This window comes from Halomonas sp. (assembly GCF_052095765.1).
GTDB lineage: Bacteria > Pseudomonadota > Gammaproteobacteria > Pseudomonadales > Halomonadaceae > Halomonas.
Genome location: NZ_JBQDJZ010000013.1, coordinates 20,455 through 39,249 on the forward strand (window position 1 = coordinate 20,455; position 18,795 = coordinate 39,249).

Annotated in this window: 21 protein-coding genes and 1 pseudogene; 14 read left to right on the top strand and 8 right to left on the bottom strand. The window is 59.5% G+C overall.

Annotation, left to right across the window (positions count from 1 at the left end; translation table 11 throughout):
* Positions 1 to 63: 63 nt before the first annotated feature.
* The 7 genes from tmpA (at position 64) to ACTH3D_RS03215 (ending at position 7,647) form a co-directional block, all read left to right on the top strand.
* On the top strand, positions 64 to 1,173 hold the full coding sequence (gene tmpA, locus ACTH3D_RS03185) for a 2-trimethylaminoethylphosphonate dioxygenase (protein ID WP_441665172.1): 1,110 nt from the start codon (positions 64 to 66) through the stop codon (positions 1,171 to 1,173).
* Positions 1,173 to 1,781, top strand: coding sequence for an HD domain-containing protein (locus tag ACTH3D_RS03190; RefSeq protein ID WP_441665174.1), 609 nt, complete (start codon positions 1,173 to 1,175; stop codon positions 1,779 to 1,781). The genes tmpA and ACTH3D_RS03190 overlap by 1 nt, the downstream gene beginning before the upstream one ends.
* Positions 1,778 to 3,367 (top strand): 5-guanidino-2-oxopentanoate decarboxylase, encoded by a 1,590-nt coding sequence (locus tag ACTH3D_RS03195; protein WP_441665176.1) that lies wholly within the window; start codon positions 1,778 to 1,780, stop codon positions 3,365 to 3,367. Before ACTH3D_RS03190 ends, ACTH3D_RS03195 begins: the two co-directional genes overlap by 4 nt.
* 97 nt (positions 3,368 to 3,464) lie before the next feature.
* Positions 3,465 to 4,472, top strand: a complete 1,008-nt coding sequence (locus ACTH3D_RS03200; RefSeq protein ID WP_441665178.1) for a glycine betaine ABC transporter substrate-binding protein — start codon at positions 3,465 to 3,467, stop codon at positions 4,470 to 4,472.
* Entirely contained in the window at positions 4,469 to 5,191 is a 723-nt protein-coding gene (locus ACTH3D_RS03205) for a class II aldolase/adducin family protein (RefSeq protein WP_441665180.1), read from the top strand. The genes ACTH3D_RS03200 and ACTH3D_RS03205 overlap by 4 nt, the downstream gene beginning before the upstream one ends.
* 30 nt (positions 5,192 to 5,221) lie before the next feature.
* Positions 5,222 to 6,592 (top strand): NAD-dependent succinate-semialdehyde dehydrogenase, encoded by a 1,371-nt coding sequence (locus tag ACTH3D_RS03210; RefSeq protein WP_441665182.1) that lies wholly within the window; start codon positions 5,222 to 5,224, stop codon positions 6,590 to 6,592.
* A gap of 80 nt (positions 6,593 to 6,672) precedes the next feature.
* On the top strand, positions 6,673 to 7,647 hold the full coding sequence (locus ACTH3D_RS03215) for an ABC transporter substrate-binding protein (protein ID WP_441665184.1): 975 nt from the start codon (positions 6,673 to 6,675) through the stop codon (positions 7,645 to 7,647).
* Positions 7,648 to 7,690: 43 nt separating this feature from the next.
* Here the strand turns inward: ACTH3D_RS03215 and ACTH3D_RS03220 are convergent, their stop codons facing one another.
* The 3 genes and pseudogenes from ACTH3D_RS03220 to ACTH3D_RS03230 form a co-directional block, all read right to left on the bottom strand.
* Entirely contained in the window at positions 7,691 to 8,077 is a 387-nt protein-coding gene (locus ACTH3D_RS03220) for a SirB2 family protein (RefSeq protein WP_441665186.1), read from the bottom strand.
* Between the two features lie 33 nt (positions 8,078 to 8,110).
* Positions 8,111 to 9,328, bottom strand: a complete 1,218-nt coding sequence (locus ACTH3D_RS03225) for an NnrS family protein (RefSeq protein ID WP_441665188.1) — start codon at positions 9,326 to 9,328, stop codon at positions 8,111 to 8,113.
* 184 nt (positions 9,329 to 9,512) lie between these two features.
* Positions 9,513 to 9,611, bottom strand: a pseudogene (locus tag ACTH3D_RS03230) (succinate dehydrogenase iron-sulfur subunit); the annotation flags it as partial.
* Between the two features lie 133 nt (positions 9,612 to 9,744).
* Here ACTH3D_RS03230 and fdxA point away from each other — a divergent pair.
* Complete coding sequence (gene fdxA, locus ACTH3D_RS03235) at positions 9,745 to 10,068, top strand: ferredoxin FdxA (RefSeq protein ID WP_441665190.1); 324 nt, start codon at positions 9,745 to 9,747, stop codon at positions 10,066 to 10,068.
* Positions 10,069 to 10,193: 125 nt separating this feature from the next.
* Here fdxA and ACTH3D_RS03240 read toward each other — a convergent pair whose 3' ends face one another.
* The 4 genes from ACTH3D_RS03240 to ACTH3D_RS03255 form a co-directional block, all read right to left on the bottom strand.
* Entirely contained in the window at positions 10,194 to 10,586 is a 393-nt protein-coding gene (locus ACTH3D_RS03240; protein WP_441665192.1) for a ribonucleotide reductase subunit alpha, read from the bottom strand.
* A 78-nt stretch (positions 10,587 to 10,664) separates the two neighbouring features.
* Positions 10,665 to 11,099: a universal stress protein gene (locus tag ACTH3D_RS03245; RefSeq protein ID WP_441665194.1), complete on the bottom strand. Its 435-nt coding sequence runs from the start codon at positions 11,097 to 11,099 to the stop codon at positions 10,665 to 10,667.
* Between the two features lie 107 nt (positions 11,100 to 11,206).
* Entirely contained in the window at positions 11,207 to 11,593 is a 387-nt protein-coding gene (locus tag ACTH3D_RS03250) for a DUF6858 family protein (protein ID WP_441665196.1), read from the bottom strand.
* A 40-nt stretch (positions 11,594 to 11,633) separates the two neighbouring features.
* On the bottom strand, positions 11,634 to 12,581 hold the full coding sequence (locus ACTH3D_RS03255; RefSeq protein ID WP_441665198.1) for an arsenic resistance protein: 948 nt from the start codon (positions 12,579 to 12,581) through the stop codon (positions 11,634 to 11,636).
* A gap of 193 nt (positions 12,582 to 12,774) precedes the next feature.
* Between ACTH3D_RS03255 and ACTH3D_RS03260 the strand changes: the two genes are divergently transcribed.
* The 6 genes from ACTH3D_RS03260 (at position 12,775) to ACTH3D_RS03285 (ending at position 18,140) form a co-directional block, all read left to right on the top strand.
* Entirely contained in the window at positions 12,775 to 13,086 is a 312-nt protein-coding gene (locus ACTH3D_RS03260; protein WP_441665200.1) for an ArsR/SmtB family transcription factor, read from the top strand.
* 65 nt (positions 13,087 to 13,151) lie between these two features.
* A complete protein-coding gene (locus tag ACTH3D_RS03265; RefSeq protein ID WP_441665202.1) occupies positions 13,152 to 14,780 on the top strand; it encodes a tetrathionate reductase family octaheme c-type cytochrome in 1,629 nt (542 codons plus the stop codon).
* Positions 14,777 to 15,373: a cytochrome b/b6 domain-containing protein gene (locus tag ACTH3D_RS03270; protein ID WP_441665204.1), complete on the top strand. Its 597-nt coding sequence runs from the start codon at positions 14,777 to 14,779 to the stop codon at positions 15,371 to 15,373. The genes ACTH3D_RS03265 and ACTH3D_RS03270 overlap by 4 nt, the downstream gene beginning before the upstream one ends.
* Positions 15,374 to 15,456: 83 nt before the next feature.
* A complete protein-coding gene (locus ACTH3D_RS03275) occupies positions 15,457 to 16,107 on the top strand; it encodes an ankyrin repeat domain-containing protein (RefSeq protein ID WP_441665206.1) in 651 nt (216 codons plus the stop codon).
* A 105-nt stretch (positions 16,108 to 16,212) separates the two neighbouring features.
* Positions 16,213 to 17,208: a ubiquinone anaerobic biosynthesis protein UbiU gene (ubiU, locus tag ACTH3D_RS03280; RefSeq protein ID WP_441665208.1), complete on the top strand. Its 996-nt coding sequence runs from the start codon at positions 16,213 to 16,215 to the stop codon at positions 17,206 to 17,208.
* Between the two features lie 8 nt (positions 17,209 to 17,216).
* Positions 17,217 to 18,140, top strand: coding sequence for a U32 family peptidase (locus ACTH3D_RS03285; protein ID WP_441665210.1), 924 nt, complete (start codon positions 17,217 to 17,219; stop codon positions 18,138 to 18,140).
* Between the two features lie 211 nt (positions 18,141 to 18,351).
* Here the strand turns inward: ACTH3D_RS03285 and ACTH3D_RS03290 are convergent, their stop codons facing one another.
* Positions 18,352 to 18,636 (bottom strand): cupin domain-containing protein, encoded by a 285-nt coding sequence (locus ACTH3D_RS03290; protein WP_441665212.1) that lies wholly within the window; start codon positions 18,634 to 18,636, stop codon positions 18,352 to 18,354.
* Positions 18,637 to 18,795: the final 159 nt, after the last annotated feature.

Below are 18,795 nucleotides of genomic sequence, written 5' to 3' on the forward strand. Positions count from 1 at the left end.
TTCACTACCCGCGGCTAGTGTAGATGCCCATCACACCCCCAGCACGCTTGTGGAGATGCCGCCATGACTCACATCAAAACTGTCGCTGACAATCACCGACTGGTCGTTGACTATCAGGGGCAGCCCAAAGAGCTCACCGCCCTCTGGCTACGCGAGCACAGCCCCGCGTCTGACACCCTGGACCCTCTTACTGGCCAGCGCCTGATTGAGGCCGCTGAGCTACCGCTGGATTTACGCATTGCGCAGGCCAAGGCCGACGGCAAGCAGCTGTCTGTCCAGTTCAGCGACGGGCATCAGGCCGTGTTCGATCTGGATGCACTGCTCCAGGCTTCCTCAGTCAAGGCTGAGAAGCCGCTCTGGGACGCCAGCCTCAAGCAAACACCACAGGCGGACTTCAATGCTGCCCTGAGCGATGACAGCGCGTTACTCGGCATGCTCGACGGGCTACACCGCTATGGCTTCGTGCTGGTGTCCAACGTTCCTGCCTCCGAGGATGGCATGCAGACGCTGATCGAACGCGTCGGCCCACTGCGCCGCACCAACTGGGGTGGCATTGCCGATGTCAAATCCGTGGCCAACGCCTACGACCTGACCATGACCCAACGCGGCCTGGAACCGCATACCGACAACCCCTACCGCGACCCCATTCCCGGTTATATCTGGCTGCACTGCCTGACCAACGCCGCCGATGGTGGTGACAGCACCTTGGTCGATGGCTATCGTGCGGCTCAGTTGCTCCACGAACGCAACCCGGCCGCCTTTGATATCCTGACCCGGGTCTGGCCCACTTTCCGCTACCAGGACGCCACCACTCATCTGGAAAGCGAAGGGCCACTGATCGAGCTCAACAGCCGCGGTGAAACGGTGCGTGTACGCTACTCCAACCGCACTGAGCGAGTACCGGCTCTGCCTGCTGATGAGCTTGAGGCCTACTACGCCGCACGGCGGGAATTCTATGCGCTGATCACCGGCGATGAACTGACCCTACACCTCAAGCTCAACCCCGGTGAGATGCTGGTCATGGATAACTACCGGCTGTTTCACGGACGCACTGCCTTTCAGCTGGAAGGCGGCATACGCCACATGCGCCAGGGGTACGTAGACCGCGACAGCACCGCCAGCCGCCGCCGGGTGCTGCGCGCTCAACTCACACCGCTGCAGGAGACTGCGTAATGAGTCAGGCACCACCACAGCAGGCCACCTTCAAGCGCTTCGACGAGAGCCGCATGGAAGATTGGCAGATCATCGATGCCCACTTCCAGACGTATCAGAACGACGCCAGCCGCCGGGTGCTCGAACACCTGCTGCGCCTCAAGGGCGACAATCACGGCTATCCGGTGGATCGCTATGAGCACAGCCTACAGACCGCCACCCGGGCACTACGCGACGACGCCGACGAAGAAACCGTAGTGTGCGCGCTGCTGCATGATATCGGCGACGATCTGGCGCCGGCCAACCACGCCGAAATCGCCGCGGGAATTCTCGAGCCTTTCATCGACCCACTGAACACCTGGATGATTCGTCACCACGAGCTGTTCCAGGGCTATCACTATCGTCGCTTCTACGGTCTGGACCCCGAGGCTCGCGAACAGTATCGCGACCATCCAGCCTATGCACGTACCGTGCGCTTCTGCGATGACTGGGACCAGTGTTCCTTCGACCCGGACTACGACACCCTGCCGCTGGAGCATTTTATCCCCATGGTTGAGCGCATCATGAGTCGCGAGCCTTTCGGCGGCGCACCGGCGCTGGACGACTCGGCAGCGGAGGAGCGCGTATGATCAGCTGCGGGCAACGTCTGCTCAAACTGCTCGCCGCCTACGGCATAGATACCGTATTCGGCATCCCCGGTGTGCACACCATCGAACTGTATCGCGGCTTCGACGCCAGCGGACTACGCCATGTGACCCCGCGCCACGAACAGGGCGCCGGTTTCATGGCCGACGGCTACGCTCGCGCCACCGGCAGGCCGGCGGCATGCTTCATCATTACCGGTCCCGGCATGACTAATATCGCCACTGCCATGGGCCAAGCCCTGGCGGACTCCGTACCGATGCTGGTGGTGTCAGGAGTCAATCGCCGCGACACCTTGGGACGCGGGCAGGGTCGTCTGCACGAGCTCCCCAGTCAGCAGCAGACACTGGCCGGCGTCAGCGTGTTCAGCCATTCCCTGCTCGATGCCAGTGCACTGGACGAAGTGATGGCGCGGGCTTTTGCGGTGTTTCACAGCGCTCGGCCGGGGCCGGTGCATATCGAGATTCCGTTGGACGTGATGCCTCAGAAGATTCCCGACGCACCGATCCACGTACCGCGCTTTTATCCTCCCGGTGCCGCTAAAGCAGCACTGGACGAGGCCGCCGACTGGCTGGCCGTGGCCGAGCGACCGCTGGTGCTGCTGGGCGGTGGCTGCGCCGACACTGCGGACAGCGCCCGAGTGCTGGTGGAACGTCTGGATGCCCCCACCATGACCACCATTAACGCCCGGGGCATGCTAGGGGAAGCTCATCCACTGGATCTCGGCAACTGCTCCAGCCTGCCAGCGGGCCGCCAGCTGGCAGCACAGGCCGATGTCATCCTGGCGCTGGGCACCGAGCTTGGCGAAACCGATTACGACCTGGTGGCCGATGATGGTTTTGTGCTGAACGGTCGCCTAATCCGGGTGGATATTGAACCGCAGCAACTGGCGCGCAACCGGCTGCCCGAGCTGGCGCTGGTCAGCCAGGTCGGTGAAGCCATCGACGGCCTGCTCGAACGCCTGCCCGAAGGCGCTGCCCAGCAGCGCAACAGCGCCGCCCGGGTAGCCGACGTGCGCCAGGCCCTGGCCCTGCGTGAACGCCCCGACGTAGCGCCCTACGCCAACTGGCTGAACGCCATGCGCGAAGCGTTGCCGGAAGCCACCATCGTCGGCGACTCCACCGGCCCCGTGTACGCTGGCAACTACATCATCGACATGCCGGCCCCGCGGCGCTGGTTCAACGCTGCCACGGGCTACGGCACCCTGGGTTATGCCCTGCCCGCCGCCGTCGGCGCGGCGCTAGCAGTTCCCGAACGCCCAGTCATCGCCTTGGTCGGCGACGGTGGCCTGATGTTCACTCTCAGCGAACTGGCCACCGCCCGTGATGCCGGCCTGCCCCTGGCAGTCGTCATCTGGAACAACCAGGGCTACGGTGAAATACGCCGCTACATGGACAACGACAAAGTAGCGCGCGAAGGCGTCGATCTGTGCGCGCCGAACTTTGCGGCCCTGGCCGAAGGGTTCGGCTGCGAGCATCGCCACGTCGAAACCCCCGACGAGCTGATTGCTACCTTGCGCACTGTGCCTGAGGCACAAGCGCCAGTACTGATCGAGATCACCGCCGAGGATTGACGTTTTTTCTTGTAGTCTCCCTGCTTCTAATGGGAGACCGCACGGCGCCAGCGCGCCACATCAACGCTGGCGCCTCACATAATAATGAGGAGTGCTCATGACAACCCCGACCCTGATGACAGCGACAGATACACCAACATTTTCACTCAATCGCATTGCACAGGCTTTGTGCGGCACCCTGCTAGCTACTGGCCTTGCCCTGGCCGGCCCTGCGCTGGCCGACTCTGCTATGACGCAGGATCGCGACGACGAGCTGCGCCTGATAGTTCCGCCCTGGCCGGGCGTGACTGTGAAAAGCGAGATTTTTGCGCAGCTCATCGAACCACTGGGCTACACCACGGACAAGCAGCAGCTCAGTTCAACCGTGGGTTACGCCACGCTTGAAAGCGGCGACAGTGATGCTTTCCTGGCCGGCTGGATTCCCGCCCAGCAGGAAAGCTACGACGCCGCCATGGAAAGCGGCGCTATCGTCGATCTGGGTAACAACGTCAACGGCGCACGCATGGGCTTCACTGTGCCGGACTACGTTGCCGAGACCGGACTCACCAGCGCTGAGCAGCTGGCCGACCCGGAGATCGCCGAGCGCTTCAACCACAGCGTCTACAGTATTGAGAATGGCTCCACGGTCACCGACATGCTCAACAACGCCATCGACGCTGACATCTACGGGCTCAGTAACTGGCGCGGCCGGCCTTCCTCGACACCCGGCATGCTCAGCGAGGTGGAAGGTGCCGTGAAGGACAAGCGCTGGATCATCTTTTACGGCTGGACACCGCACTGGATGGTGCCGGAGTACAACACGGTGATCCTTGACGACCCCAAGGGCGTCTACGGTGATGACAACGGCAGCAGCGACGTCAAGACCATCGTTGCCAAGGACTACGCTGAGGCCAACCCCAACCTGCTCAAGCTGCTCGATCAGTTCGTGCTGACCGCCGACGAACAGAGTGAGTTCATCCGCACCTACAGCCTGGAACAGGGCGACCTTGAAGTGGTAGCACGCGAATGGCTGGTCAACAACCCTGAGCGTATCGCCACCTTCCTGGAAGGCGTGACCACGCGCGACGGCGGCGACGCCCTATCGGCGGTGGAGAGCAGCCTGTGAGCGCGACTCGCCACGAAGAGAAAGCAATTCGCCGCGACCTGGCCGCCGCCTATCAGCTAGTTGCGCTGGATGGCATGGACGACGGCATCTCCACCCATATCTCGGCACGCCTTCCCGGCGAGCGCTTCCTGCTCAATCCTTTCGGTCTGCGCTTCGAGGAGATCCGCGCCGAGAGCCTGGTGACCGTGGATGCCGAGGGCAAAGTGCTCGACGACCCCATGGGGCTGGGTATCAACCCGGCCGGTTTCACCATCCACAGCGCCACCCATGCCGCGCGCCCCGAGGTGGCCTGCGTACTCCACACTCACACCGTCGCCGGCGTGGCCATCTCCTGTCTCGAAGAGGGCCTGCTGCCGCTGAATCAGTGGGCGCTGCAGTTCCATGACCGCTTGGGGTATCACGACTACGAGTCGATCGCCCTGGACCTTGACGAACGCCGGCGACTGGCCGCCGACCTGGGCAACCATTCGGCGATGATCCTGCGCCAGCATGGTCTGCTCAGCTGCGGTCGCAGCGTCGGCGAAGCCTTCCTGCGCATGCGCGACCTGGAACGCAGCTGTCAGGCTCAGCTGGCTGCCCAGGCCACCGGTCGTCCGCTACGGCTGGCCAGCAATGAAATGGCAGAGAAGGTCGCGCGCCAGTACGAAGCCTGGGCAGACAGCCCACAGGGCACCGAGCGCGCCTGGCAAGCCGAGCGGCGCCGTTTGCCTGAACACTGAGGCTCAGTACACATGTTTCCAGGAGGCATCATGACGCACTACGCAGTCACCAACCCGGCGACCGGTGAAACGATTGCCGAATACCCCTGCGCCACCGATGAACAGATCCAGAGCGCGCTGGCCAAGGCCGAAAATGCATATCGCCAATGGTCACGAACTGTCGGTACTGCCGAACGCGCGGCGCTCATCAAAAGAGTCGCTGAACTCCACGCTGAGCGTCGTGAAGAGCTTGCTGGCATCATCGTGCGTGAAATGGGCAAGCCCATTGATCAAGCGCGAGGAGAAATCGATGTCTGTATCGATATCTATCGCTATTACGCGGACAACGCTGAGCGTTTTCTCCGGGACGAACCTATCGAGGCATCTTCCGGTGGTTTCGCTTTCATTCGCCGTCAGCCGCTGGGTGTGCTGATCGGAATCATGCCCTGGAACTTTCCCTTCTATCAGGTGGCACGCTTTGCCGGCCCCAACCTGATACTGGGCAATACCATCCTGCTCAAACATGCCCCTCAATGCCCCCAGTCGGCGTTGGCGCTGGAAAGCCTGTTTATGGATGCGGGCCTGCCCGAGGGGGCCTATGTCAATATCTTCGCCACCAATGAACAGGTAAGCGATGTTATCGCCGACCCCCGTGTGCAGGGCGTCTCGTTAACGGGGTCCGAGCGCGCTGGTGCTGCCGTGGCCAAGCAGGCCGGGCAACACCTGAAGAAGGTTGTACTTGAACTGGGTGGCTCTGATGCTTTCCTGGTTCTCGATACCGATGATATCGACAGCGCTGTCGAGATGGCCGTCGTCGGCCGTCTCGAGAATAATGGCCAAGCCTGCAACGGCTCCAAGCGCATCCTGGTGATGAATGATATTTACGATGAATTCACCGAGAAATTCTCTGCTGCCATGGCGGCTCACAGGCCTACCGATCCCGGTGTTGAAGGCGCAACCCTCGGGCCGCTATCGTCGGCCAATGCAACCCGCAATCTCAAGCATCAAGTGGAAAAGGCACTTGAGCAGGGAGCTGTTGCCAAAACAGGGGGAGCGGCTCCCCACAACAACTTCTTCTCACCCACAGTACTGACCGACGTCACGCCTGAGATGGATGTCTACCATGAAGAGCTGTTTGGCCCCGTCGCTGTAATGTACAGAGTGGCAAGTGAAGAGGAAGCGATCGAGCTGGCCAACTCATCACCCTTTGGTCTTGGGTCCATCATTATTTCCCAGGATGAGGAAAAAGCGTTACGTGTTGCGGATCGACTCGACGTCGGGATGGTGTTTATCAATGAGGTTGGCGGAGAGTCAGCCGAGCTGCCATTTGGTGGCGTCAAACGCAGCGGCTTTGGTCGCGAGCTTGGTCGACTGGGTATCGATGAGTTCGTTAACAAGAAGCTCATCCGGATGAAGGGATAACCGGATGCTTCGATAACAGGCCCAATACCCAACAGCCTCATGCAGTCCAGTGGCTGAATTTATCAACGAGAGGAACCACTATGATCACCACCACAATGAAGCCGCGCTGGTTAATGGCAGGTGTACTATCGACCGGCATGCTTGCCTTGTTCACCTTACCGATGGCTCAAGCCACCGCATCTGACCAGGCCGACCAGGCCACTCTCGACGAAGTGCGCTTTGGTGTACCACCCTGGCCCGGTATCACAGTAAAGAGCGAAGTCGCTAGCCAGCTGCTCGAGGCACTTGGCTATGACACTCGCCAGCGCGAGCTGGCAGTCAGCGTAATTCTCAATGCGCTCTCCCAGCGCGACCTCGATGTGTACCTGGCTGGCTGGTACCCGCAGGAGCGGGATATGCTGGCTCCGCTGCTCGAGGATGGCTCGATCCTCGAGATCGTCGATAACGTGCCCTCAGCAATCACCGGCATCGCCGTCACCGACGACGCTTGGCAGGCCGGTGTGCGCAGCATTACCGACCTGCACGAGTACGCTGATCAATTCGACAGTCGCATCTACGGCATCGAGGCCGGCTCAGGGATCAACGATGCCGTACTCAACGTGATCGACGATGGCCGTTTCGGTCTCGGCGACTGGCAACTACAGGAATCCAGCGCCTCGGCGATGCTGTCCCAGGTGGGCCAGAAGATCGAGACAGGCGAGTGGGCCGCCTTCATCGGCTGGAAGCCGCACTGGATGAACGTCGCCTACGACATGCACTATCTGGAAGACGCTGACGACTCCGGCGCTGCACAACTGGAGGGACGCGTTGCTACGGTCGTACGCTCCGACATTGCCGAGCTAGATCCCAATGTTGCGCGCTTCTTCGAGCAGTTCGTGGTGGGCAGCGAGATCCAGAGCGAGTGGGTCAATGCCTACTCTCGCGATGAGCGCCGCGCCGACGACGTGGCCAGCGAATGGATCGCCCAGCATCAGGATGTCGTTGCCGAATGGCTCGACGGCGTCACCACCCAGGATGGCACACCCGCCATGGACGCAGTAAGCAGCCAATTCTGACTCTCCCCCGCCCAGCCTGGCACCCTCTCTGGTGCCGTGCCCGCTAGTTCAACCAGGACAGCGGGCTATGCCGGACTGCCGCGCCGACCATGTAGAGGAAGGTCAGCACGGCAGCCACTCCCGCCACGCCGCGCACGGCAGGCGAACGTCCTCGCTTGATCGCCACCGTCCCCAGACCGATATAGACCAGCAGCGCAATCAGCTTGGCCGCCAGCCAAGGCTGTTGATGCGGCCACAGCGACAGCGCCACCATCAGCCATAGACCAAGCCCCAGCAGCGCCGTGTCGATCACATGCGGTGCAATCCTTACCCAGCGTCGTCCCAGCCACGGCGACTGGCGATATGACCACCAGGCGCGCAGCATGAAGAACCCAAGGCTCAGACCGGCGACGGTCATGTGCAGGTGTTTGATCAAAAAGTAGTGTTCCACGTGACCGAAACTCCCTGGCAGCGAGTTGGATAATCAGCCGTCTTGCCCGTCAACACGGGGCGACATCAGCGGAACCGTATAGTGGAACAGGAAAACCCCATAGGCCAGACACCACAGCAGTATGCTCAGGGTGTAGGTCCAGTGGGTGATCTGCGGAAAGAAGGCCAGCAACGGCGAGCGGATCAGCGCCGCTAACAGCATCATGCCCAGCGCCACGCCAATGCCCGGCAGGGAACGGATAGGCCGCCCAGTGTGGCCCAGCGACACCCGCGCCATCATTGCCAGCATCATGGTGGCCATGGCGCCAATAGTCAGCGCGTGCACCGCCAGCTCGGTACGGAACACCCCCAGCAGCGACAGTGCCCACATGGCAAGCCCCAGTGGAATAAATGCGTAGCTGCCATGCAGCCCCCATAGCAGCGGCTCGCTACCGCTATGTAGCCCACCCCAGCGGGACAGGGAAACGGTGTTAGCCAGGGCGGCGGCCAGCAACAGCAGCAGCATCACGCTATCGGGCAGTGCGACACCCAGCACGATCAGCCCCTGGGCCAGCACCACCGCAAAAGTGCTACCACGAGTCAGGGTGGCCAGCGCAGGCCAAGGAGCCACACGCGGCCTGCCCAAGCGGTTCGCCGTAAACATCTCGATCACGCGTCCGCCGACCACCACCATCAGCAGTGTGATCAACAGCACCGCCAGGTAAGCGGACTGACGGATCAGCAGCGCGTCACCGTTGAGTACACCAACGTGCATGCCAACGTTGGCCGCGACCAAAAGCCCTAGCACCGGCAGAAATATCAGGTTCTGCCAGCGTTTGGCAGTGATGACCAGGCGCGCCATTACCAGCGCCACCATGGGAAGAAACAGCAGATCCACGCCTGCGGCCAGCCACGAGGCAGCGCCTGGCGGAAACGCCATCAGCACGCGCCCCGCCAACCATAGCGCCACCAGCCCTAACAGCGGGCCACCTTTAAGGCTCGGCAAACCGGTCCAATTCTGCACTGCCGTCAACAGAAATCCGCTAGCCACGGCGGCGGCAAAGCCAAACAGCATTTCATGCTGATGCCAGAACATCAGGCCGCCCTGTGGCCGCAGCACGATGGTGCCGTGCCAGAAGCCCAGCCACACCAGCATCGACACTATCCCGAACAGGGAAGCCAACAAGAAAAATGGCCGAAACGCCAAACGCGCTACGGCCAGCTGAGCTAATCGGGATGATGTTGCAGAAGAGGAAGACGAAGAAGCTGGCATGGTAGAGCCCCCGAAAGTCGCACTGAAAAACGTACCAGCAACAAGCTCCAGAACATACCTGAGCAAGATGCTTGGGTATGGCTATTGTGCGACATTCTCACTTTCGAAGCCATAACACGCATAAAAAATACTTGTTATAGGCGAGGCGCTGTTGCTGCCCTTATACTTATCCGGGTTCCACCACCAGGACGGGCATGCCGGGCAGCGGGCACAGGGTCAGGCTGCCCGACTTGTCCAGCACCTCAGCCACTGGCGTAATACAGGCTAGGCCATTTTTTCCGTCATACCAGCCATTTCGTAGCGACAGTACTGATACTCAGGCGACGATACAGCCAGAGCTACTACACAGTAATTGCGTGCTAGCGTCCCGGGCATTAAGATTCACATGTAATACATCTTTTCTCGGGAGATGAACCATGACCTTCGTCGTTACCGAAAACTGTATCAAATGCAAATACACGGACTGCGTGGAAGTCTGCCCGGTGGACTGCTTCTATGAAGGGCCCAACTTCCTAGTCATTCACCCGGACGAGTGCATCGACTGCGCGCTGTGCGAACCGGAGTGTCCGGCAGAAGCGATCTTTGCCGAGGATGAGCTGCCCGATAACCAGACCCAGTTCATCGAGCTCAATGCCGAACTGGCCGAAGAGTGGCCCAATATCAGCGAGCAGAAAAACCCTGCCGAGGACGCAGAAAGCTGGGATGGTGTGCCAGACAAGCTGCGTCATCTTGAGCGCTAGGCCAGACAAAGAACCCAGGCGCCATCATAGGGCCACACGCCCAGTAAAAGCGTATAAAAAAGCCCGCGCCAGCTCGTGTAGAACACGAGCTGGCGCGGGCTTGGCTTGGTTAACATCGCTGCAATCTAGCCGAGGCTGAGCACGTCACCTTGGGTATCAAACGCCAGGAAGCGCTCTACGCTGCCAGTTTTGAGCAACTCAACCATACGCTCAAGGTGCGGGTCTACATCGGCATCACCATCGGGATCAGACAGCGCTGCGACAAAAGCCACATCCCATTCAACGTCGGTATGGCGGGCTTCCTCAACCAAGGCAGCCATGTCGGTAAGCTCGTCGGGGCGCTTGTCAACGCACAGCGCCGGCGTCAGCACGCCACCTTCACCCTCCTCAAAACGCTGGCGCTGTTCAGGGCTTGGATCGTCGGGCAACTCAGCTTTGGCAAACACAAACAGCAGCCGTTGAGGATCGGACTGGTTGCGTGCTTCGTCGAGCAGGTCACTGAAGCTTCTGATGGCCATGGTATCTCCTGATAGCGATTAACATTCATGCCTGGAATAGCTCGAGAGTAACCGCATCGTACCCGATGAGAAAGCAGATTAGCCGACGATAATCACGGCACAAGACGCCACATGCATCACACGGTAAGAAACGCTGCCCACCACCAAGCTCTTAATGTTACTGTTACCACGACTTCCCATCACCACAGCATCAACACCCAGCCGCCGGGACTCATCTAGGATGGTCTGGGCCGGCTTGCCGGAAAGCACGATGGGCTGCACCTGCTTGTGGGTAAGACCAACCCGCTCGCAGACCTGATCAATCACGGCCTGACCTTCCCGCTGCACGATTTCCTCAGCATTGGACGCAACGATTCCGGCAGCCCTTCCCATGGCATCCTCGGCAAGCGGCAAGTCCTGAATATTGATTGCATAAAGGCTTCCTGAGTCGGCATCAATCAGGTTGGCAGCCACTCTAAGTGCTTCACAGGACTGGTCTGAGCCGTCGATAGGAACCAGGATAGACTGATACATATTCGCCTCCATGATATTTCAGGTTACGGTGATTAACATTTGTCACCAACCTACCATAGCTGGGCACGACCTGCCTGACCTGGGTCACGATGATTCTCAGATAGCGCTCAGGTGAGCTTTTCAACCCACTCCAGCATGACATCGTTCATCATCGGGTTAGGCGCCTGCAGAAATGCAATCACAAAGCGGTCTTCAAGCTCGGTAACGCCGATCGAACGCGGCCGTGGTGCCATGGCCAGGGCATTGGGCAGCTTGAGACCAAAGCAGAACACCAGATGCTTGGCGGCAAGAATGTCTTCAGCCACTTCACCCTCGGGAAGTGACTTGGTGTGCGCGTAGTGATCGAACTCGGCAATCACACAAGCCCGCGGATCTGCCTCTACCTTAGCCCGGAAATAACCAATAACCTCATCAACCGACGTAAAACCCGTGTCCGCTTTGAGCAGATCAAGATGATGGGTCGGATACTTGTCCATGAAATGGGTGTATTGCATGAAAACCTCTCTCTGGGCTCTTGGGTTGCTTGGAATAGACTCAGGTTTCACTTGGCCCGAACAAGCGTTCACTAAATTTCACATACCAGGCTGCTGACTGCACCTGAATGATGTAGGCCACGGCGATCAACAGCGCCGCATCGGCACCGGCATCACCAAAAGCATTCATGGCCAACGCCAGGGCAATCGACAGGTTGCGCATTACCGTGCCATACACCAGCGCGATGGCATCGCCCCGGGGCAGCAGCTGCTTTGCCACAAAGGTACTGAAGACATAGTTGAAAATGTAGAGCACCAGCAGCGGCAACAGGATATCGAGCAGCATGGCGGGCTGCGACACCAGGGTTGACCCCTTGATGGCAATGGCAACAAACACGATGCCCAGCACACCCAAAGTCGACAACGGCGGAAACTTCGGCGCCCACTGCGTCTGATAACCCTGCTGACCATGGCGACGGATCAGATAACTCTGGGTCAACTGGCCCGCCAGCATGGGCAGGAATACCACCAGGATAATCTGCAGGAATACCGCGCCCAGATTGACCGGCACAGTTTCTCCCATCAGCCACTGCACATAGAACGGCGTAGCCAGCGAGCCAAGAATCAAGCCCAGCACCGTCATTTTTACCGCTGCAGCCAGGTTGCCTTTGGCAAAGCCGGTCCAGGCAATGGTCATTCCGCTGGTTGGCAACAACGACGCCAGCAGCAGGCCCAGTGCAAAATAGGGCTGATCAGGGAACCACAACCGGCCCAGCCCCAAAGCCACAAACGGAATGATGCCGAAGTTGATCACCTGAGCCAGCAACTGCGCCTTGACGTCACCACCCTCAAACAGCTTACGCAGCTTGAGATTGACCATCATTGGATAGACCATCAGTAGCGTCAGCGGCACGATCAGCATCTGCAGCCAGTCCGTCGGACCGATCAGTCCATACGCCAGCCCCAGCAGCATCGCGGCCGGAATCGCCAGGGTCAGGTTACGGGTCATTCGGGAAAGCAGACTCATCATTAATAATGCCCTACTATCAGAACGTTGCAGAGAATGGCCATGACAGCATCTCGGAAGTATGAAAAAACGCAGCAACACCCACTAACGCGCCAATAGCAACTGATCATACCACCAATCAATTTGTATTTTAATATTATATAGTTTATAAAACTAAAAAGGCAGCGAAAAAATCATGCGACAAGACAGCACACTGGATATCGACCGCCTTCACGAAAGTGCTGATGCAGCGGGGCGGCTACTCAAGACACTGGCCAACAAGGATCGTTTGCTGCTGCTATGTCAACTGTCGCAGGGCGAGCAGAACGTTGGTGAGTTACAGCAACAGCTGGGCATCCAGCAACCCACCTTATCCCAGCAGTTGGCGGTATTGCGACGCGAAGAACTGGTGGCAACGCGCCGGGACGGCAAACAGATCTACTACCGGATCAGTAGCGAGAAAGCCATGGCGGTGATCCAGACACTTTACGAACAGTTCTGCGCGTAAGCGTCATTCGTATGGGTGCCAAAACCGCTTGTTCAGCCACATGAGAACATTCGGAGAGGCATACCATGCGAAGACGCTCAACAAGTGCAGATGCGGCGCATGCCACTAACGTACTCACCCCGTTATTAGCGCTAGTGCTTGCCGTGTTGTTGGCCATCACTGACTCTGCCACCGCCCTGGACCGCAAAACCCCTTCAACGGCCGACCATTCCCAGTTCAAGGAGCTGCAAGGCCCTTTCGCCACGGGGCCGGAGGTCACGCAGGCCTGTCTGAGCTGCCATACCGAAGCCGCCAGCCAACTGCAGGAAACCACTCACTGGACCTGGGAATACGATAACCCAACCACCGGTCAGCAACTGGGCAAGCGCCATGTCGTTAACAGCTTCTGCGGCTCCGTTGCATCTAACGAACCCTTCTGCACCAGCTGTCATACTGGCTATGGGTGGGATGATATGCGCCAGCCACCGCCAGTGGCGCAGAACCAGGTCGACTGCCTGGTGTGCCACGACACCACTGGCGACTACTGGAAATCGCCTACTGGTGCCGGGCATCCACTCTACGAGATGCCTATGCCCGATGACGCCTCGGCCAGGCAACCGCCTGACCTGGCGGAAATTGCCGGAAATATTGGTGCCACCGATAAGCACAACTGTGGCAGCTGCCACTTCTCAGGCGGCGGCGGTGATGGCGTCAAACACGGCGACCTGGACTCATCGCTGATTAACCCGCCGCTGGCTCTGGACGTACATATGTCGGCACAAGGTGCCGACCTCGCCTGCGCCGATTGCCACACCACCTCAGCGCATAGTGTCAGCGGCAGCCGTTATCTCGCCAACGCACGGGACACCGGTGGAATAGACATACCGGGGCATACCGACCACTCCCGCGCCTCCTGTGAGTCATGCCACAGTGAATCACCACACCAGCAGGACCGACTCAACCATCACGTTGACCAGGTGGCCTGCCAGACTTGCCATATCCCGGAATTTGCTCGCGGCGGCGTAGCCACAAAGACCTGGTGGGACTGGTCTACCGCCGGCCAACTTGGTGAGGACGGTGAGCCACTGAGCATCCGCGACGCCGACGGCAATCTTGAGTACCTGAGCACCAAAGGCAACTTCCGCTACGCCGAAAATGTGGTGCCGGAGTACCGCTGGTTTGATGGCGAAGTCCGCTACACGCTGATTACCGACACCATCGACGACACCCAGCAGCCCATTGACATCAACTCGATCAAGGGCAACTACAAGAGCCCCGATTCGCGTATATGGCCGTTCAAAGTCATGGAAGGCAAACAGCCCTACGACCCCGTCAACAAGACCTTCCTGGTCAACCATGTCTACAGCGGCGACGACGATACCGCGCTGTGGTCAAACTTCGACTGGGCCAAGGCACTTGAAGCAGGCACCGACTACGTTGATCAGCCTTACAGCGGTGAATTCGACTTTGTGGAAACCCGCATGCACTGGCCCATCACACACATGGTCGCACCCGCCGCCGATGCACTGACATGCAGTGACTGCCACTCACGCAATGGCCGGCTGGAAGGTCTGAACGGTTTCTATATGCCTGCACGTGACAACAACATCTGGCTGGACCGTCTCGGCTGGGGAGCGGCACTGCTGACCCTGGCCGGCAGCCTGGCACATGCCGGTGGACGAACCCTTACCCGGCGTCGGAGAAAGCACCCATGAAACGTATAATGGTCTTCAAGCGCTTTGAGCGCTTCTGGCACTGGTCTCAGGCCGCACTGATCTTCTTTCTGCTGTTCAGCGGCTTTGAGATCCATGGCAGCTATCAGGTCATGGGCTTCGCCAAAGCCACTCAGCTGCATGAAATTGCCGCCTATCTCCTGATCGGCCTATGGATTCTGGCCATCTTCTGGCACCTCACCACCGGCGAGTGGCGTCACTATGTGCCCACCACCAACAAACTGGGCGCGGTCGTTCATTATTACCTGATCGGCACCTTCAGCGGCGCCGAACACCCTTACCGCCCCACTAGCCAAGCCAAACACAACCCACTGCAACGGCTGGCCTACCTGGGCTTCAAACTGGTGATCTCACCGGCCATCTGGATCTCAGGATTGCTGTACCTGTTCTACAACCAGTGGCCCGCGTGGATGCAAAGCAGCATCACGCTTGGCGGCGTGGCGCTGGTGCATACCGCAGCCGCCTTCGCCATGCTGGTATTCATCATTGCCCACGTGTACATGACAACCATGGGCAAGACAATTTTCAGCCATATCAAGCCGATGATTACCGGCTATGACAATACCAACGACTGATAGATACCGGCTTATTTCTGCGCCACTTGCCCAAAGCAACTTGCCATGAGGAATAAGCCAGTTTGAAACACACGAAACGAGGCATGCCAATGCGCCTGGCAACACGGTTGAAAAGTGCAGCCACGGCGCTGTTTCAGCGTTACCCCACCATGACAGGCATGCTATCTGCCGCCCTGGTACTGGGAGTCATTGCCAGCCTATGGCTTGGCGATGACGCAGCAGTACAGCGCGATGCCCAGGGACGCACTCCACTGATCCTGGCCGCCGAACAGGGCAGCCTCAGTGACGTGCAACGCCTGCTCAAGGCAGGCGAATCGATCCACGCCACCGAGAACTGTGGCTGGACAGCCTTCATGAAAGCCGCCGTACAAGGGCATCTGGAGGTCGCTCAACTACTGCTTGAACAGGGTTCCGATCTGGAGCAGCGCGACCAGTCCGGCTACTCAGCCCTGATGGCGGCAGTCGTCAACGGGCGTACCGACATGGCCGGCTGGCTGCTCGCACAAGGAGCCCAAGTAAACCTGGCCGATGTGGATAGCGGCTGGACCGCGCTGATCTGGGCCGCCAAGGACGGGCGCAGCGAGCTGGTCAGAATATTGATCGACCATGGCGCAACGCCAGACCAAGCCGCCATGGATGGCACAACACCCTTGGAATGGGCCGCCCGCGGTGGCCACGACGACATCGTCGCCTACCTTATCGAGGCCGGTGCCGACCCTGCCCTTCATGAGTAGCTCTCATTCCGCTGCAGCATGACCCGCGTCAAAAGATCACTCAAAATAGTCGACTAGTATGGTCGGATTCTCATCAAGAGGATTCTCATCAAGAGGAATCTCGCCATGGAACTCGTCTGCCCCGCTGGCAACCTGCCTGCGCTGAAACGCGCTGTGGATGAAGGGGCCGATGCCGTCTACTTCGGCTTCCAGAACAGCACCAACGCCCGCCAGTTTGCCGGCCTCAACTTCACCGACAAACGCGCCCGGGAAGGCATTGACTATGCCCACGCACGCGGCAAGCGGGTGTTCTGCGCCATCAACACCTACCCGCAGCCCGACGGCTGGGCGATGTGGACCCGCGCCGTGGACCAAGCTGCCGAGCTGGGCGTTGATGCACTGATCCTGGCTGACATGGGCCTGCTGGACTACGCCGCCAAGCACCATCCCAACCTGGCCCGTCACCTTTCTGTGCAAGGCTCAGCCACCAGCCATGAAGCCCTGCGCTTCTACCACGAGCAGTTCGGCATTGCGCGCGCCGTACTCCCCCGAGTGCTGTCGATGACCCAAGTGCGCGACCTGGCCAAACAGAGCCCGGTGGAGCTTGAGGTGTTCGCCTTCGGCAGCCTGTGCATCATGGCCGAGGGCCGCTGCTACCTGTCGTCTTACCTGACCGGTGAGTCACCCAACACCCGCGGCGTATGTTCACCGGCAGCTCATGTACGTTGGGAAGAAACACCCCAGGGCCTGGAATCACGGCTCAACGGCATACTGATCGACCGTTACGCCGACGACGAACGTGCTGGCTACCCAACACTGTGCAAGGGCCGCTTCGATGTCGACGGCGAGACCTATCACGCCATCGAAGAACCCACCAGCCTCAATACCCTGGAGCTACTGCCTGAACTGAAAGAGCTCGGCATCAGCGCAGTGAAAATCGAAGGCCGTCAGCGCAGCCCAGCCTACGTTTCAAAAGTTGCCGGCATCTGGCGCCAGGCGCTGGACCGTGCCGAGCGCATGCCGGAAGGCTTTGAAGCCGACCCCACCTGGATGGTCGGCCTTGGCGAGCTCTCGGAAGGCACCACCACCACCCTTGGCGCTTACGAGCGCCGCTGGAAATAGGAGGCCGCATGCCAACGCCCAACTCCCTGCAACTGTCATTGGGTCCGGTACTCTTCTACTGGACCCACGAGCACTACGCCCACTTCTACCGTGAAGCCGCCGACTGGCCGGTAGATATCGTCACCCTGGGCGAATCCGTGTGCTCTCGCCGCCGCGACATGAAGCTGGACGACTGGCTCGGCATCGGCCGCGAGCTGGCCCAGAGCGGCAAACAGGTGATACTGGCCAGCCAGACACTGATTGAATCCGAAGCCGACCTGCGTGGCTTGCGTAAGCTGTGCGATAACGGCGAGTTCATGGTGGAAGCCAATGATCAAAGTGCTCTGCAGCGCCTCAGCGCCAGCGGCCTGCCGTTCGTGGCCGGCGATGCACTTAACCTCTACAATCCGGCAACGCTTGGCGTACTCGCCCGCAGCGGCATGCAGCGCTGGCAAGCACCGGTGGAGATGTCGCGCGACGACCTGGCTCGACTGCTCAGCGACTGCCGTACCCAAGGGCTCACCCAGCCCTGCGAAGTGTTCGCCTACGGCCACCTGCCACTGGCCTGGTCATCACGCTGCTTCACCGCTCGCCGCCACCAGAAGCCCAAAGACCGCTGCCAGTTCGTGTGCCAGGACTACCCGGAAGGCCTCACGCTACGCCCCCAGGATTCCACCCGCGAGTTGTTTATCCTCAACGGCATCCAGACCCTCTCAGGCGCCTGCCAAGACCTGCGTCACGAGCTTTCAACCATGCAAGACATAGGCGTGAGCATCGCCCGCCTCAGCCCACGCGCCGAAGGCATGGCTGAGGTAGTGAGCGCTTTTGACGCCGCACGGCGCGGCGACCTGCCCCCCGCCGACCCGCTAACGCTGGTGGATGCCGCATTGTGTGACGGCTATTGGCACGGGCGGCCGGGAATGGATAACAGCCGGGGCGCCCGCCCAGAGTAAGCGCTGCTATAACCCTGGTCGATTTAGGCCTGCGCTGCTACGCTATCCAGGTCGCCTACCAGGAACCCTGCTTTGGTCCTGGCTAGTGTCGACCAGCGGAATACGCTTCAACGCTGAGTACAGTGGCGGGTTAGCATGCAGAGCTACTTGAGTTAAAACTACTGGCGCCTGCCTTCATGTGCCAACAAGCTTGACAGGCGCCGAGGTCTACTCATTTCATTTCCACCTCAACAAATGAAAAGCTCTCGTGACCATCATTAATAACGTTGTGCTCTGTACCTTCCATGCGCGTATAACAGACTCCCGACGCCAAGGCGACATCCCTAACACCCTCAGGAGTTTCCAAACGCATTTTTCCATCGGTTAACGGGACAATTACATAGTCATGCCCATGTCGATGCCAGCCTGTTTCAGAACCTGGAGGAAAATCCCAACGGGTCACAATAACTTGGCTATTTTCGATTTGAAGCTGGCTAACTGCCTGTGGTCTTTTCATGATAATAAGCTACCTTCTTCTTTTCCAATCCACGTTGTAATTAACTAGCTAAAGCGGTCTCGAAGCTCACTAGCGGAGTAACCAAAATGTTGACGAAAAACACGGCTAAGTGGCTATTCAAAATTTATCGTGCGCTCAGACCCGTAGCCGTCGAGTAGG